Source organism: Microbispora sp. H10830 (assembly GCF_014161375.1).
GTDB classification, from domain to species: domain Bacteria; phylum Actinomycetota; class Actinomycetes; order Streptosporangiales; family Streptosporangiaceae; genus Microbispora; species Microbispora catharanthi.
In genome coordinates this window covers 43,256-56,778 of the sequence record NZ_JABBWX010000003.1, presented here as the reverse complement: position 1 = coordinate 56,778, position 13,523 = coordinate 43,256, and the positions used below count along the sequence as shown (strand labels likewise).

The window sequence follows — 13,523 nt, the reverse complement described above, 5'->3', positions numbered from 1 at the left end:
CTTTTATGCGCCTCCGGGCGGCTCCGGGCGGTGGGCGCTCAGGCGAGGGAGAGCCCCGACCAGCGCGGGCCCGCACCCGTCACCCGTACGCGGCGCTCCTCGCCCTCGGCGCCCCGCTCGACGTGGACCTCCAGGCGGTCGTCGGACAGGCCCTCGACCAGGCCCTCGCCCCACTCGACCACGGTCACCGACTCCTCCAGCGAAGCGTCGAGGTCGAGGTCGTCCACCTCCAGCGTGCCGCCCAGCCGGTAGGCGTCCGCGTGCACGAGCGCGGGCCCGCCGGACAGGGACGGGTGGACCCGGGCGATCACGAACGTCGGGGACGTGATCGGCCCGCGCACCTTGAGGCCCTCCGCGATGCCCTGCACCAGCGTCGTCTTCCCCGCGCCCAGCGGCCCGCTCAGCACGACCAGGTCTCCGGGAGCGAGCAGCGCGGCCAGCCGCGCGCCCAGCGCCCGCGTCTCCTCGGCGGTCGTGGCCCGGAACTCGGCCGTGGTCACGTGTTCTCCCTCTCGGCACGCTTCAGCAGCTCGCGCAGCGCCTCGTTCACGGCGTCGGGACGTTCGAGCTGCACGAGATGCGATGTCTCCGGCACCGTGGTGAGCTGCGCGGTCGGCGCGGCCGCCGCGATCGCCCTGCTGTGGTCGAGCGGCGTCAGCCAGTCGCGTTCCCCCACGATTATCGCGGTGGGCACCTTGTTGAGCACGTCGAGCGCGGTGAGCTTGTCGTGCGTCATCAACGCCGGATAGAAGTCGGCGATCACCTCGGAGGGGGTCGCCCTGATCATGGACTCGACGAAGTCCACGACGGTGGGGCTGACGCTCTTGGAATCGCCGAACCCGAGGTGACGCAGCGCCAGGAACGACAGGTCGGTGCCGGCCTCGCGGCCCCGGTCGACCAGCGCGCCGCTCCTGCGCATGATCGAGACGGCCGACGGCACCGCGACGTTGACGAGCTTGGAGACCAGGGCGGGCAGGCCGAGGGTGATCTCGGCGAGCTTGCCCGCCGAGGTCGCGATCAGCGACACGCCCCGGATCTTGTCGCCGAACAGCTCGGGCCGCCGCTCCGCCAGCGCCATGATCGTCATGCCGCCCATGGAGTGACCCACCACCACGCACGGCCCCGGGACGAGCTCCTCCAGCACCAGCGCGAGGTCCTCACCGAGGCGCTCGATCGTGCAGTCGCTGGACAGCGCGCGGGCGGACTGGCCGTGGCAGCGCTGGTCCCACAGCACCAGCCGGTAGGAGTCGCGCAGGTCGCGCCGCTGGTAGTGCCAGGAGTCCGAGGACAGGCAGTAGCCGTGGCACAGCACCACGGTCAGCGGCGCGTCCTCCACTCCGTCGATCTCGGCATGGATCTTCACGCCGTCCGAGGTCGTGAGCGTCACCGAACGTCCGTGCAGCTCGCCGAAGGGCTCACTCGCCTCCAGGTCCGGCCGCAGGCGGATGCGGCCGACGGCGTACCTCTTGGCGAGCGTGGCCGCCGCCACTCCCGCCGACGCCGCACCGAAGACCGCTCCGGCGATCCCGACCTTGCGACGTGTGCTCATGCCTGCCCTCCTCGCAGCCGCGGCTCAGCGTCCATCCGTATGGACACGAGGCACGCGGGATCCGATCCTCGTCACGATCTCATGGGTAATCGTGCCCAGGGAATCCGCCCATTCCTGACAGGTCGGCTCGCCGTCGTCCCCGGGGCCGAAAAGGATCACCTCGTCCCCCGATTCCGCCGGATCGTCACCGAGGTCGATGACGAACTGGTCCATGCACACCCGCCCGGCGATCCGCCGCCGCCGGCCCGCCGCCAGCACCTCCGCCCGGTTGGTCGCGTTTCGCAGGATGCCGTCCGCATACCCGAGAGGGACGAGGCCAAGCGTCGTCTCACGCTCCGTGACGTACAGGTGCCCGTACGACACGCCCGAGCCCGGGGCGGCCCGCTTGACCTGCGCGAGCCTGGCCGTCAGCGTCATGGCGGGGCGCAGCCCGAAGTCGCCCAGCTCGGGGATCGGGCTCAGGCCGTAGACCGCGATGCCCGTGCGGACCATGTCGTACCTCGCCCGCGGCAGCGTGACGGTCGCGGCCGAGTTGGCGAAGTGACGGATCGCGTCGCTCGGCACGCCCGCCTTGTCGGCGACGGCGAGCGCCTCCTCGAACGCCGCGAGCTGGCTCTCGATCGAGGGATGGCCCGGGATGTCCGCGCAGGCGAAGTGCGACCACAGCCCGGCGATCTCGATGGCCCCGCTCGCCCGAGCGGCGAGCGCGTGCTCGACCAGCGACGGCCAGTCCGCCGCCGTCGCGCCGCCGCGGGAGTTGCCGGTGTCGGCCTTCAGGTGCACGCGGGCGGTGCGCCCGGTGCGCCGGGCGGCCTCGACGATGTCGTCCACGACCCACGTCGCCCCGGCCGACAGCTCGACGTCCGCGAGCAGCGCGGCGTCCAGCGGCTCGCCGGGTGTGATGAGCCACGACATGACCGGCGCGGTGACGCCCGCCTCGCGCAGCGCCAGCGCCTCGCGTACGAGGGCCGTGCCGAGCCGGCTCGCGCCCGCCTCCAGGCACGCCTTCGCCACCGGCGCCGCGCCGTGACCGTACGCGTCGGCCTTGACGACGGCCATCATCTCGGCACCCGCGGCCGACTCGGCGAGCAGCCGCACGTTGTGCGTGATGGCGGACAGGTCCACGCGTGCCTCGGCCGGGGTGGCGGAGCGCACCGTTGAGAAGCTCATTTTTCCAGTGTGTCAGGTGGACCCGGGTGGATGCGCCCACCTTGACACCGCACGTCAGAGCGTACGCAGGGCCTCGGGCAGCGCCTGGGCGACGTCGAGGGCGGCGATCGGGGCCTGTCCGCCTCCCGCGACCCCGCCTCCCGCGGCCGTCCGCGCCGCCAGCCCGTGGACGTACGCCGCGCACGAGGCCGCGTCGTAGCCCGTCAGCCCGGCGGCGAGCAGGGCGCCCGCGATGCCCGACAGGACGTCGCCCGTGCCGCCCGTCGCCAGCCAGGGCGTCCCCGTGGTGTTGACCCGCACCGGCCTGTGCTCCTCCGCGACGAGCGTGGTCGAGCCCTTGAGCAGCACCGTCGCCCCCAGCTCCGCGGCGGCCCTGCGCACGTGTTCGAGCCGCCCGGCCTCGATGCGCTCCCGCGGCACGCCGAGCAGCCGCGACAGCTCCCCCGCGTGCGGCGTGAGCACGGTGGGGGCGGCCCGGCGCAGCAGCGTGCGGTCCTTGGCGACCAGCGTCAGCCCGTCGGCGTCCACCAGCACGGGCACCCCGGTGGACAGCACCGCGCGGGCCACCGCGTGCGCCTCCGGGCCCGTCCCGAGCCCGGGGCCGAGCACCCACGCCTGCACCCGGCCGACCTCGTCCAGCGAGCTCTTCAGCACCAGCGACGGGTCGAGCACGGTCGTGACGGCCTCCGGCCAGCGGGCCCTGACCAGCCGCACCGGCTCGGCGGAACTCGCGAAGCGGACCATTCCCGCGCCGGCGCGCACCGCGCCGCCGACCGAGAGCACGGCGGCCCCGGTGTACCTGTCGCTGCCCGCGGCGATCCCGACGACGCCCCGCCGGTACTTGTCGCTCTCCGCGCCCGGGCGGGGCAGCAGGTCGGCCACGTCGTCGGCGGTCAGCGCCGCCACCTCGGGATCCGGCAGGAAGGGCCCCAGGCCGATGTCCACCGGCTCGACCGCGCCCGCGTGGGCGGCGCCGGGATCGACCAGCAGACCGGCCTTGTACGCGCCGAACGTCACCGTCAGGTGCGCGCGGACCGCCGGTCCCTCGACCCGTCCGCTGCTCGCGTCCACCCCGCTCGGCACGTCGACCGCGACGACCAGGCCGCCAGCCTCGGCCGTCAGCTCGGCGAGCGTGCCGTACGGCTCTCGCAACGCCCCGCTGCCCCCGATGCCGACGAGGCCGTCCATGACGAGGTCGGCGTCGGCCAGCAGCGCGCGCGCCCGCGCGGCGTCGTAGGGATGCGCCCGGCCGCCCGCCTCCCGCAACGCGGCCAGGCCGCCCTCGTGGGTGCGCGAGCCGGCGAGGACCGCCTCCACCCGCGCTCCCCTGCGGGCCAGCCGGGCTCCGGCGTACAGGGCGTCGCCGCCGTTGTCGCCGCTGCCGATCAGCAGCGCCACGCGGGAGCCGTACACCCGGCCGCAGGAGCCGGCGAGCAGGTGCGCGCAGACCGCGGCGAGCCCGGCGGCGGCCCTGTCCATCAGCGTCCCCTCGGGGAGCCTCGCCATCAGCGCGAGCTCGGCGGAGCGGATCTGGTCGGAGGTGTAGGCGGTCCGCATGCGTCCGACGGTAGCCTGCCGGGTCGGCGATGGCGATCACCGTACGCCGGGCATCGGCGGGGAAATGCCGCCGCGGCACAAACGGCGGTCTTTCCCGCGGCCAGGCCATGCCGCCGGGCCTACAGCCCGTGCCGCTCCGTCCACGCGTTGATCGCCGCGGCGATGGCCTCCGGCCGGTCCTCCGGCGCGTGGTGGCCTGCCGGTCCGCAGTGCTCGACCTCCAGCCCCGCGATGTTCGCCGCACACCAGGCGGCCATCTCCGGCCCGATGAGCAGGGTCGGCGAGGAGTCGAAGGTGAGCAGCAGTTTGGGAACCTCGTGGCTGCTCGCGAGCCACCCGCCGTACGTGCCGACGCGCTCGGCGACGTCGGCGGGCTCCCCGTCGAGCGGCATCGAACGCGCCCACTCCAGCAGCGGGCGGCGGCTGTCGCGCGTGGCGTACGGCTCCAGGTAGGGCCGCATGTCCTCCTCGCCGAGCGGCGTCAGCACCCCTCCGGTGAAGGCGGTCTCCACCATGAAGTTCCGGTCGAGCACGAGCGGCTCGCCCTCGGGGCTTCGGATGGCCTGCGCGCGGGCGCGCGGCGCCTCGCCCAGCTCGCTCCACGACATCGTGCGGACGATCGTCTCGAAGAAGGCGACGCCGCGGACCCGGCCGGGATGGCGGGCCGCCCAGTCGAAGGCGAGCGCCCCGCCCCAGTCGTGTCCGACGAGCACCACGTCCTCCAGCTCCAGCCGGTCGAACCAGGCGTCGAGGTAACGGGCGTGATCGGCGAATCGGTACGGCACATCGGGCTTGCCCGAGCGGCCCATGCCGATGAGGTCGGGGGCGAGCAGGCGGGCGCCGGCGCGGATCCCGGGCAGGACCTTGCGCCACAGGTGGGACGAGGCGGGGTTGCCGTGCAGGAAGACGAAGGGAGCACCGCTGCCGCTCTCCTCGTGGTACATCGCCGAGTCGAGCACGTCGATCGAGGGCATGGGAGGTCCTCACTTTTCCGTTCGTCTGACTAACGTTAGTGGCACGAACAGATTAGACCGTTAGTCGGACTAACGCAATCGGTAAGATGAGGGCATGAGCAGCGAGCCCGACACGGCCCCTCCCACGGCCCCCCGCATGGACGGGAGGACGGGAGCGGCCCGGTTGCGGAGCCTGCCGACCCGGCTTCTGTCACTGGCGGCGACGCACTCCGACCGCCTCGTCAACGAAGGGCTCGCCGCCGCCGACGCCCGCAAGTGGCACTACGCGGTGCTCGCGACGCTCAAGGAGTCGGGCCCGGCCAGCCAGGCGGAACTGAGCCGCCGCACCGGCATCTACCGCAGCGACCTGGTCTCCGTCATCAACGAGCTGACCGATCGGGGCCTGGTGGAGCGCGCGCCGGACCCCGCGGACCGGCGCCGCAACGTCATCACGATGACCGAGCGGGGGCGCGCCCGCTTCGCCCGGCTCGACGAACTGCTCACCGAGCTGGAAGACGAGGTGCTCGCGCCGCTCGGCCCGGCCGAGCGCGACCAGCTCGCCCAGTTGCTCACCCGCATAGTGGACCACCACGCGCGCCGGGACGGCTGACTCCCCGGGACCCTCGCCCGGCGTTCCTGCTCAGGACTCGGCGACGACGTAGGCGACCGCCATGCCGCCGTCGTGCGACAGGGAGACGTGCCACCTGCGCACGCCGAGGTCGCGGGCCACCTCGGCCGCCCGGCCCGTGATCCTCAGCTCGGGCCGGCCGTGCCCGCCGCGCACGACCTCCGCGTCCAGGTGCCGCAGGCCCGGCGGAACCCCGAGGGCCTTGGCCACCGCCTCCTTCGCGGCGAACCGCACGGCCAGCGACTCCAGCGGCAGCGCACCCTCGGCATCGGTGAACAGCCGCCTCCGCAGCGCGGGCGTGCGCTCCAGGGCCGCGCCCAGGCGCGCCACCTCGACCACGTCCACCCCGATGCCCACGATCACAGCGCCAGCGTACGGCGCGACCAGTGGTATGAAGTGAACGTTCTTCCCCGCCGCGCACCGAAGTAATCCATCGATTTTTGTCCACAGGCTGTGCACGACCCCGGGTGGGGGCACGGAAACGCCATGGCTACGCTTGCCGTCGTGGCAGATGGGGACGCGTACGTCGAGTTGAGCCGGGAGCAGTGGCGTGACCTGCGCAAGAACACACCGCTCACGCTCACCGAGGCGGAGCTTGAGGAACTGCGCGGCGTCCACGACCCGATCGACCTGTCCGAGGTCACCGACATCTACCTGCCGCTCACCCGGCTGCTGAACCTGCACTTCACCGGTTCGCGGCAGCGCGGCGCGGCCGTCGGCGCGTTCCTCGGCGAGCAGGACGCGCCTCCGCCGTACGTGCTGGGCATCGCGGGCAGCGTCGCGGTCGGCAAGTCGACCACGGCGCGACTGCTGCACACGCTGCTCGCCCGCTGGCCGGAGCACCCCCGGGTCGACCTGATCACCACCGACAGCTTCCTGTACCCCAACAAGGTGCTCGAAGAGCGCGGCATCATGCACCGCAAGGGCTTCCCGGAGAGCTACGACCGGCGGGCGCTGGTGAGCTTCGTGGCCGACGTGAAGGCGGGCCGTCCCTCGGTGGAGGCGCCCGTCTACAGCCACCTGGAGTACGACATCGTGCCCGGCGCCGCGCAGACGGTGGACCGGCCGGACATCCTCATCGTCGAGGGGCTCAACGTCCTGCAGCCCGCGCCGCCGGACGCCCTGGCGGTCTACGACTACTTCGACTTCTCCATCTACGTGGACGCCCGGATGGAGGACATCCGCACCTGGTACGTGGAGCGCTTCCACAAGCTGCGCCGCACCGCCTTCTCCGACCCGAAGTCCTACTTCCGGCACATCGCGGCGCTGTCGCACGAGGAGGCGACGACGTTCGCCGAGAACGTCTGGCGGGAGATCAACGAACGCAACCTGGTGGAGAACATCGCCCCCACCCGCCGCCGGGCCGGCCTGATCCTGCACAAGGGCTCCGGCCACTCCGTCAGACGGGTGCGGCTGCGCAGAACCTAAGTCGTGTCAGACACTCCTAGGATGCAGCCGTGCTGCATCTGCGGGTCATCTCCCCGTTCCAGCGGACCGACCAGGTCGTCGAGGTGTTCGACCGTACGCCGGGAGTCACGAACGTCGTGCTCCTGCCCAAGGCGGCCAGGAAGCCGGAGGGCGACGTCGTGCTCGCCGACGTCGCCAGGGAGGCCGCCAACACGGTCATCGGCCGGCTCAAGGCGCTCGGCCTCGAGCGGGACGGCTCGATCACGGCCGAGGAAATCGAGCTGTCGATCTCCCGGGGCGCGGCCGAGGCGGAGGAGCGGGCGCCCGGCGAGGGCGACGACGCGGTCGTGTGGGACCAATTCGAGCAGCGTGTGGCCCTCGACAGCCGCATCACGTGGGCGTTCCTGGCGTTCCTCGCCATCGCCACGCAGATCGCCGCGATCGGCGTCCTCATCCCCTCGCAGATCCTGATCGTCGGCGCGATGGTCCTCGGGCCGGAGTTCGGCGCGGTGGCGGCCGTCTCGTTCGGCCTGCTCCGCCGCCGGTGGCGGCTCATCGGCACCGCGGCCCGCACGCTCGCCCTGGGCTTCGCGGCCGCGATCGCCGTCACCCTGGCCTGTGCCCTCGTCTCGCGGGGCCTCGGCTGGATCTCCCCCGACAGCCTGCGGCACCACGACGAGGTGCGCTTCATCGTGACGCCCGACCGGTGGTCGTTCATCGTGGCGCTGCTCGCCGGCGCGGCCGGGGTGCTGTCGATCACGGCGGGCAAGTCCTCCGCGCTGGTGGGCGTCTTCATCTCCGTCACCACCGTCCCCGCGGCCGGCTACATGGCCGTGGCCCTGGCGCTGTGGCGCTGGGACGAGGTCGGCGGCTCGGCGCTGCAGCTTCTCGTCAACATCGCCGGAATGGTCGTCGCCGGCACGCTGACGCTGTTCCTCCAGCGTGCGCTGTGGTCCCGGTACGGCGGCGGTCGGGCGACTGGCGCGACGAGGCATACCTGAGGCGTAGGCGGGTTCCTCCATCAGACGGAGGCCCGGCGGACGTCACGCCCAGTAGGGTCGGATCATGACAGCGAGCGCGACCCCATGCTTCGCGACCGAGGGGCTGACCAAGCGCTTCCCCCGCGTCACGGCGCTCGACGACCTCACGGTCGCCGCCGGAACCGGCGTGACCGGCCTGGTGGGCGCCAACGGCGCGGGCAAGTCGACGTTGATCAAGATCCTGCTCGGCCTGCTCCCCCCGACCTCCGGGCGTGCCTCGGTGCTCGGCTTGGACACGGCCACCCAGGGCCTGGAGATCCGGCGCGTGGTCGGCTACATGCCCGAGCACGACTGCCTGCCCCCGGACATATCGGCGACCGAGTTCGTGGTGCACATGGCCCAGATGTCCGGGCTGCCGCGTACGGCGGCCCGCGAGCGCGCCGCCGACACCCTGCGTCACGTCGGGCTGGACGAGGAGCGCTACCGCCCGATGGGCGGCTACTCCACCGGCATGCGGCAGCGGGTCAAGCTCGCCCAGGCCCTCGTCCACGACCCGCAACTGGTCTTCCTCGACGAGCCCACCAACGGGCTCGACCCGCAGGGCCGCGACGACATGCTCGCGCTGATCCGGCGCGTCGGCACCGAGTTCGGCATCAGCGTGCTGGTCACCTCCCACCTGCTCGGCGAGCTCGAGCGGGTGTGCGACCACGTCATCGTCATCGACGGCGGGCGGCTGCTGCGCTCCTCGGCGATCCGGGAGTTCACCCGGGCCGAGCAGACCATCGCGGTGGAGGTCGAGGAAGGGCAGCAGCGGCTCGCCGAGCGTCTGACCGCGAGCGGCGAGACGGTCGCCGCGCAGGGCAGGCTGCTGACGGTCCAGGTGTCCGCCGACGACCCCGGCCGCACCTACGACGCCGTACGCGACGCCGTCTGCGACCTCGGCCTCAGCCTCCTGCGGCTGGAGCAGCGCCGGGGCCGCATCGAGGACGTCTTCAAGGAGCCGGTGGCATGACGACAGAGCCGACCGCGGTCATCCACGACATCGGATACCGCCACTACGACGGCGTACGGCTGGGGCGCGGCCGGGCGACGCTCGCCCTCGGCGTGCAGAGCCTGCGCGGCGTGTTCGGGCTCGGCCGCACGGTCCGCGCCAAGATCATGCCGTTGCTGCTGGCCGCGATCATGCTGATGCCGACGGTCGTGTCGATCGGCGTGATGGCGCTCGCCAAGCAGTTCGTGATGCCCTATCCGAACTACGCGGTCTTCATGCAGGCGGTGATCGCGGTCTTCCTGGCCGCACAGTCGCCGTACCTGGTCGCGCCGGACCTGCGCTTCCGTGTGCTGCCGCTGTATCTGTCCCGCCCGCTGACCGTGACCGACTACGTCCTGGCGAAGCTGACCGCGCTCGCGGTAGCGGTGTTCGCGCTGCTGGCCGTGCCGCTGACGATCGAGTTCGTCGGCGAACTCCTGGTGGACCTGCCCGGGCCCCCGCACACCGCCGATTACCTCGGCGCCCTGGGCGGCGCGGTCCTCCACGCGGTGCTGCTGTCCTCCGTGGGCATCGCCCTCGCGTCGTTCACCCCGCGCCGCGGTCTCGGCGTCGCGTCGGTGATCGCGTTCTACATGTTCACCGCCGCCGTCTCCGGGATCTTCGCCGGCGTGCTGATCTCGTCGGGACGCGACGATGTCGCCGGATGGGCCCTGCTCCTCAACCCGTTCTTCCTCGTCGACTACGCCCAGTCGGCCCTGTTCGGCACCGAGCCCGTCAACACAGAGATGGCTCCGCCCGGCATCGCGTCCTGCCTGATCCTGCTGGCCGTGGTCGTCCTGGCCGTGACGGGCGTCCTCCTGCGCTACCGGAAGGCGGCGTCGTGACCACCACAAGCTCTCCCGTGACCACCCGTCAGGGCGTGCTCGAACTCGCCCAGGTGTCCCGCTGGTACGGCAACGTCGTGGCGGTCAACGACGTCACGATGACGATCGGGCCCGGCGTCACCGGCCTGCTCGGGCCGAACGGCGCGGGCAAGTCGACGCTGCTGCACATGATGGCCGGGTTCCTCGCGCCGTCCAACGGCACGGCGACCCTCGACGGCCGGCGCATCTGGCACAACCACGAGATCTACCGGCAGATCGGCCTGGTCCCCGAGAAGGAGGCCGTGTACGGCTTCCTCACCGGATGGCAGTTCGTGCTGTCGTCGGCCCGGCTGCACGGCCTGCCCTCGCCCGCCGACGCGGCCCGGCGGGCCCTCGACCTGGTGGAGATGACGGACGCCTCCGGCCGCCGCGTCGAGACGTACTCCAAGGGCATGCGGCAGCGGGTCAAGGTCGCGGCGGCCCTCGTCCACGACCCCCAGGTGCTGCTCCTGGACGAGCCGTTCAACGGCATGGACCCCCGGCAGCGGCTCCACCTCATGGATCTCGTGCGCCGCATGGGCGAGGAGGGCCGGACGATCCTGTTCAGCTCGCACATCCTCGAAGAGGTCGAGCGGGTGGCCCACCACATCGAGGTCCTGGTCGCGGGGCGGCACGCCGCGTCGGGCGACTACCGCGAGATCCGGCGCCGCATGGCCGACCGGCCCCATCTGTTCCGGGTCAGGTCGAGCGACGACCGGCGTCTGGCCGCCGCGCTCATCGGCGACCCCTCCTCCAGCGCGGTCTCGCTGACCGAGCAGGGCGTCGAGGTCCAGGTGACCGACCACGCGCGCTTCACCGCGCTGCTGCCGCGGATGGCGCGCGACCTGGCCGTACACCTGTGGCAGGTCTCCCCCACCGACGAGGACCTGGAAAGCGTCTTCTCCTACCTCATTTCCGGGAGTTCTCGATGAACACGGTGGTGGCGGACATCACCTACCGGGCCATGCTCGGGCGCAAGCGGATCTGGCTGCTGATTCTGCTGCCGGTGGCGCTGGTCGCGCTCGCCGCGCTGCTCAGGCTGGTCAACGGCCAGGACGAGCAGACGGCCGTCCTTCTGATGAAGAGCTTCGCGATCGGCACGATGCTGCCGCTGCTCGGGCTGATCGCCGGGACGGGCGTGATCGCGCCGGAGATCGAGGACGGCACGATCATCCACCTGCTGGCCAAGCCGATCTCGCGACCGGTGATCGCGGTGACGAAGTTCGTGGTCGCGGCCTCCCTCGTCGCGGTGCTCGCGGCCGTCTCGACCTACGCCGCGGCCTACCTCCTGACCGGCTCGGAGTCGGGCGTCGCGACCGGTTTCACCCTCGGGGCGCTGTTCGGCGGCATCGCGTACGCCGCGGTGTTCCTGCTGCTGGGCGTGCTCACCCGCCACGCGGTCGCGGTCGGCGTGATCTACGCCCTCGTGTGGGAGGGCGTGGTCGGCGGCTACGTGCCCGGCGCGCGGAAGTTCTCCATCCAGCAGTGGGCCCAGTCGCTCGCCGACCAGGTCTCCTCCTCGCCCTTCTTCTCCACCGAGGTGACGCTCGGCTTCGCCGTACCGGCGATGGTCATCGTCACGATCGGCGCCGTCGTCTGGACCGGCCAGCGCCTGCGCTCCCTCTCCCTGACCGGCGACGACTAGCTCCGCGGTGCGCCGGCGGCGCTATGCGGCGGAGTCCGGGGACAGGACCCGGGCGAGCCACTCCGTGCGTGTCCGCCGGGCCGTGGCCGAGATCCGCGCCTGCGGATACAGGGCTGTCCGGCATGAGCGTCTCCGCCTTCTACCGCAACTTCCACGCGGTGACCGCGATGAGCCCTATCCAGTTCCAGAAGCAGATCCGGCTGCAGGAGGCCCGGCTGCTGCTCGCCACCCACCCGGGCGACGTCACCGGAGTCGGCCAGCGCGTCGGCTATGACAACCCGTCACAGTTCAGCCGGGAATATCGCCGCCAGTTCGGCGCACCTCCAAGCCAGGACGCCGCCCGCCTGCGCCGAAGCGTCCACGCCCTCGTCGCCCGTCGCCCCGTGGACCTCGCCGGAGCCACGCGGGTCAGGCGGGTTCGTCCGCCGACGTGACCGGCGGGAGGGGCAGCGGCCGGTCGAGAAGGAACGTCATGAGCAGGTCGCGGTAGAGGTCAGGTTGGCCGTTCGCGATCGAGTGCCCCGCGCCGCGCACGTAGACGAGGGTCGACTCGGGAAGCGTACGCCGGTACTCGTAGGTGACCGCCCATTTCAGGTAGTCGCACTCGCCGCGCACGATGAGCGTGGGCACATGGACGGTCCGCAGCTTCGGACGCGGGTCGGGGACGGTGGTGGCGTCGGCGGACGTCATCTGATTGGTGTAGAAGCCGGGCGGATTGTCGTGGACGGGGGCGGGCGCGCTTCCGGGGCATCCGGTGGAGTCCTTCGCCGCGAGCAGCAGTTCGCGGAAGTACGCGTCGGCCTCGGCGTCGGGCACGAGTGCGTGCGCGGCAGCCGGGTTGACCTGGAGCAGGAGCGCTTGGAGGAGGAACCGGGGATCGGAGGTCAGCTCATCGGCGCGTTCGACCTGGGCCGGGGGGAGACGGTCCCAGGGACCGCCAGGCCCGCCGGGGAAGGCCGGTTCCCAGATCGCGCCCGGTGAGGTGAGCACGGCTTTGGCGACGTGGCTGGGATGGGCGGCCATGTACGCCGCCGACAGGGTCCCGCCCCATGACCTGCCCACGAGGATGACCTTCTCGGCGTGTATCGCGCGGCGGATCGCCTCCAAATCGGCGACGTGCCGGGCGACGGTGTAGCCGGTCACGTCGGCCAGCCGGGTGGAGCGGCCGGCGCCGACCTGGTCATAGGCGTAAACGTCGAAACCGGCCGCGGCCAGCTCCTGCCCGGCCTCCGGGACGCCCTCTCCGGGGGTCCCGGGGCCGCCGTGCAGGAAGATCACGGGTGTCGGGCGCGGCTTGCCGGACGCGGCGATCTTGACGTAGGCGATGCGGGATCCCGTGGGCAGGTCCCAGTGGGAGACGCCGGGCGGGGCCGCGGCCGTCGGCGGCACGGGGAAGGGGCGCATCACCGCGAGGGCCGCGGGCCCGGCCGTCACGAGCACGACGCCGGCGACGTACGGCCACAGCGCCCGCGGGCTGCCGAGCCGCCTTGTCGCGGCCCGCCCGAACACCCAGGCGGTCGCCGCCGCCGCAACGACGCCGGCCATGGAGAACACCATCACGGCCGGGACGGCGGCGGCCGTCCCGACGAAGGCCGCCGTCCCGGCCACGGCTGCCGCGATCACGCCGGCGAGCGACAACGCGCCGCCGGACAACAGGTTGGATCTCATGCGAGCCACGCTAGGAAGCCGAACCCCCGTCGACCTCCTCCCGCGGAACCGTCGTCACCCCCGCCGTACGGCG

At 72.4% G+C, this 13,523-nt stretch carries 15 protein-coding genes; 8 read left to right on the top strand and 7 right to left on the bottom strand.

Translation table 11 applies throughout. The features are described 5' to 3' along the window. Positions 1–38 precede the first annotated feature (38 nt). The 5 genes from tsaE to HHX35_RS09550 all read right to left on the bottom strand — a co-directional run bounded on the left by tsaE (position 39) and on the right by HHX35_RS09550 (position 5,250). Positions 39–500, bottom strand: a complete 462-nt coding sequence (gene tsaE, locus HHX35_RS09570; protein WP_139573629.1) for a tRNA (adenosine(37)-N6)-threonylcarbamoyltransferase complex ATPase subunit type 1 TsaE — start codon at positions 498–500, stop codon at positions 39–41. After that, entirely contained in the window at positions 497–1,549 is a 1,053-nt protein-coding gene (locus HHX35_RS09565) for an alpha/beta fold hydrolase (protein WP_182898511.1), read from the bottom strand. The genes tsaE and HHX35_RS09565 overlap by 4 nt, the downstream gene beginning before the upstream one ends. A 24-nt stretch (positions 1,550–1,573) precedes the next feature. Next, positions 1,574–2,719: an alanine racemase gene (gene alr, locus HHX35_RS09560; protein ID WP_182898510.1), complete on the bottom strand. Its 1,146-nt coding sequence runs from the start codon at positions 2,717–2,719 to the stop codon at positions 1,574–1,576. 54 nt (positions 2,720–2,773) lie between these two features. Continuing rightward, complete coding sequence (locus tag HHX35_RS09555; protein WP_182898509.1) at positions 2,774–4,276, bottom strand: NAD(P)H-hydrate dehydratase; 1,503 nt, start codon at positions 4,274–4,276, stop codon at positions 2,774–2,776. Positions 4,277–4,395: 119 nt separating this feature from the next. After that, positions 4,396–5,250, bottom strand: coding sequence for a haloalkane dehalogenase (locus HHX35_RS09550; protein WP_182898508.1), 855 nt, complete (start codon positions 5,248–5,250; stop codon positions 4,396–4,398). 94 nt (positions 5,251–5,344) lie between these two features. On the opposite strand from HHX35_RS09550, the gene HHX35_RS09545 reads away from it, so the two are divergent. Then, positions 5,345–5,839: a MarR family winged helix-turn-helix transcriptional regulator gene (locus HHX35_RS09545; RefSeq protein WP_259404946.1), complete on the top strand. Its 495-nt coding sequence runs from the start codon at positions 5,345–5,347 to the stop codon at positions 5,837–5,839. 30 nt (positions 5,840–5,869) lie between these two features. On the opposite strand, the gene HHX35_RS09540 is transcribed toward HHX35_RS09545, so the two are convergent. Then, positions 5,870–6,220: a holo-ACP synthase gene (locus tag HHX35_RS09540; protein ID WP_139573634.1), complete on the bottom strand. Its 351-nt coding sequence runs from the start codon at positions 6,218–6,220 to the stop codon at positions 5,870–5,872. 123 nt (positions 6,221–6,343) lie between these two features. Here HHX35_RS09540 and coaA point away from each other — a divergent pair, with 123 nt between their 5' ends. The 7 genes from coaA (at position 6,344) to HHX35_RS43310 (ending at position 12,216) form a co-directional block, all read left to right on the top strand. After that, positions 6,344–7,285 (top strand): type I pantothenate kinase, encoded by a 942-nt coding sequence (gene coaA / locus HHX35_RS09535; protein WP_139573635.1) that lies wholly within the window; start codon positions 6,344–6,346, stop codon positions 7,283–7,285. 29 nt (positions 7,286–7,314) lie between these two features. Next, on the top strand, positions 7,315–8,265 hold the full coding sequence (locus HHX35_RS09530; RefSeq protein WP_182898507.1) for a DUF389 domain-containing protein: 951 nt from the start codon (positions 7,315–7,317) through the stop codon (positions 8,263–8,265). Between the two features lie 64 nt (positions 8,266–8,329). Next, complete coding sequence (locus HHX35_RS09525; protein ID WP_182898506.1) at positions 8,330–9,256, top strand: ABC transporter ATP-binding protein; 927 nt, start codon at positions 8,330–8,332, stop codon at positions 9,254–9,256. Continuing rightward, positions 9,253–10,119 carry an ABC transporter permease gene (locus HHX35_RS09520; protein WP_182898505.1) on the top strand — a complete coding sequence of 289 codons (867 nt, stop codon included), beginning with the start codon at positions 9,253–9,255 and terminating at the stop codon, positions 10,117–10,119. Before HHX35_RS09525 ends, HHX35_RS09520 begins: the two co-directional genes overlap by 4 nt. Further along, entirely contained in the window at positions 10,116–11,069 is a 954-nt protein-coding gene (locus HHX35_RS09515; protein WP_310738989.1) for an ABC transporter ATP-binding protein, read from the top strand. Before HHX35_RS09520 ends, HHX35_RS09515 begins: the two co-directional genes overlap by 4 nt. Then, positions 11,066–11,782 carry an ABC transporter permease subunit gene (locus HHX35_RS09510; protein WP_182898504.1) on the top strand — a complete coding sequence of 239 codons (717 nt, stop codon included), beginning with the start codon at positions 11,066–11,068 and terminating at the stop codon, positions 11,780–11,782. The genes HHX35_RS09515 and HHX35_RS09510 overlap by 4 nt, the downstream gene beginning before the upstream one ends. A 122-nt stretch (positions 11,783–11,904) precedes the next feature. Further along, entirely contained in the window at positions 11,905–12,216 is a 312-nt protein-coding gene (locus HHX35_RS43310; RefSeq protein WP_310738988.1) for a helix-turn-helix transcriptional regulator, read from the top strand. Here the strand turns inward: HHX35_RS43310 and HHX35_RS09500 are convergent. Then, complete coding sequence (locus HHX35_RS09500; protein ID WP_182898503.1) at positions 12,191–13,450, bottom strand: alpha/beta fold hydrolase; 1,260 nt, start codon at positions 13,448–13,450, stop codon at positions 12,191–12,193. The two genes, HHX35_RS43310 and HHX35_RS09500, sit on opposite strands and share 26 nt — an antisense overlap. Between the last annotated feature and the right edge of the window lie 73 nt (positions 13,451–13,523).

Excerpts from the sequence above, each read along its gene's own strand:
- coaA (WP_139573635.1), top strand. The coding sequence starts at position 6,344 with ATGGCTACGCTTGCCGTCGTGGCAGATGGGGACGCGTACGTCGAGTTG.
- HHX35_RS09510 (WP_182898504.1), top strand. The coding sequence starts at position 11,066 with ATGAACACGGTGGTGGCGGACATCACCTACCGGGCCATGCTCGGGCGC.
- HHX35_RS09545 (WP_259404946.1), top strand. The coding sequence starts at position 5,345 with ATGAGCAGCGAGCCCGACACGGCCCCTCCCACGGCCCCCCGCATGGAC.
- HHX35_RS09565 (WP_182898511.1), bottom strand. The coding sequence starts at position 1,549 with ATGAGCACACGTCGCAAGGTCGGGATCGCCGGAGCGGTCTTCGGTGCG.
- HHX35_RS09555 (WP_182898509.1), bottom strand. The coding sequence starts at position 4,276 with ATGCGGACCGCCTACACCTCCGACCAGATCCGCTCCGCCGAGCTCGCG.
- HHX35_RS09525 (WP_182898506.1), top strand. The coding sequence starts at position 8,330 with ATGACAGCGAGCGCGACCCCATGCTTCGCGACCGAGGGGCTGACCAAG.
- HHX35_RS09550 (WP_182898508.1), bottom strand. The coding sequence starts at position 5,250 with ATGCCCTCGATCGACGTGCTCGACTCGGCGATGTACCACGAGGAGAGC.
- HHX35_RS09520 (WP_182898505.1), top strand. The coding sequence starts at position 9,253 with ATGACGACAGAGCCGACCGCGGTCATCCACGACATCGGATACCGCCAC.
- alr (WP_182898510.1), bottom strand. The coding sequence starts at position 2,719 with ATGAGCTTCTCAACGGTGCGCTCCGCCACCCCGGCCGAGGCACGCGTG.
- HHX35_RS09500 (WP_182898503.1), bottom strand. The coding sequence starts at position 13,450 with ATGAGATCCAACCTGTTGTCCGGCGGCGCGTTGTCGCTCGCCGGCGTG.
- HHX35_RS43310 (WP_310738988.1), top strand. The coding sequence starts at position 11,905 with ATGAGCGTCTCCGCCTTCTACCGCAACTTCCACGCGGTGACCGCGATG.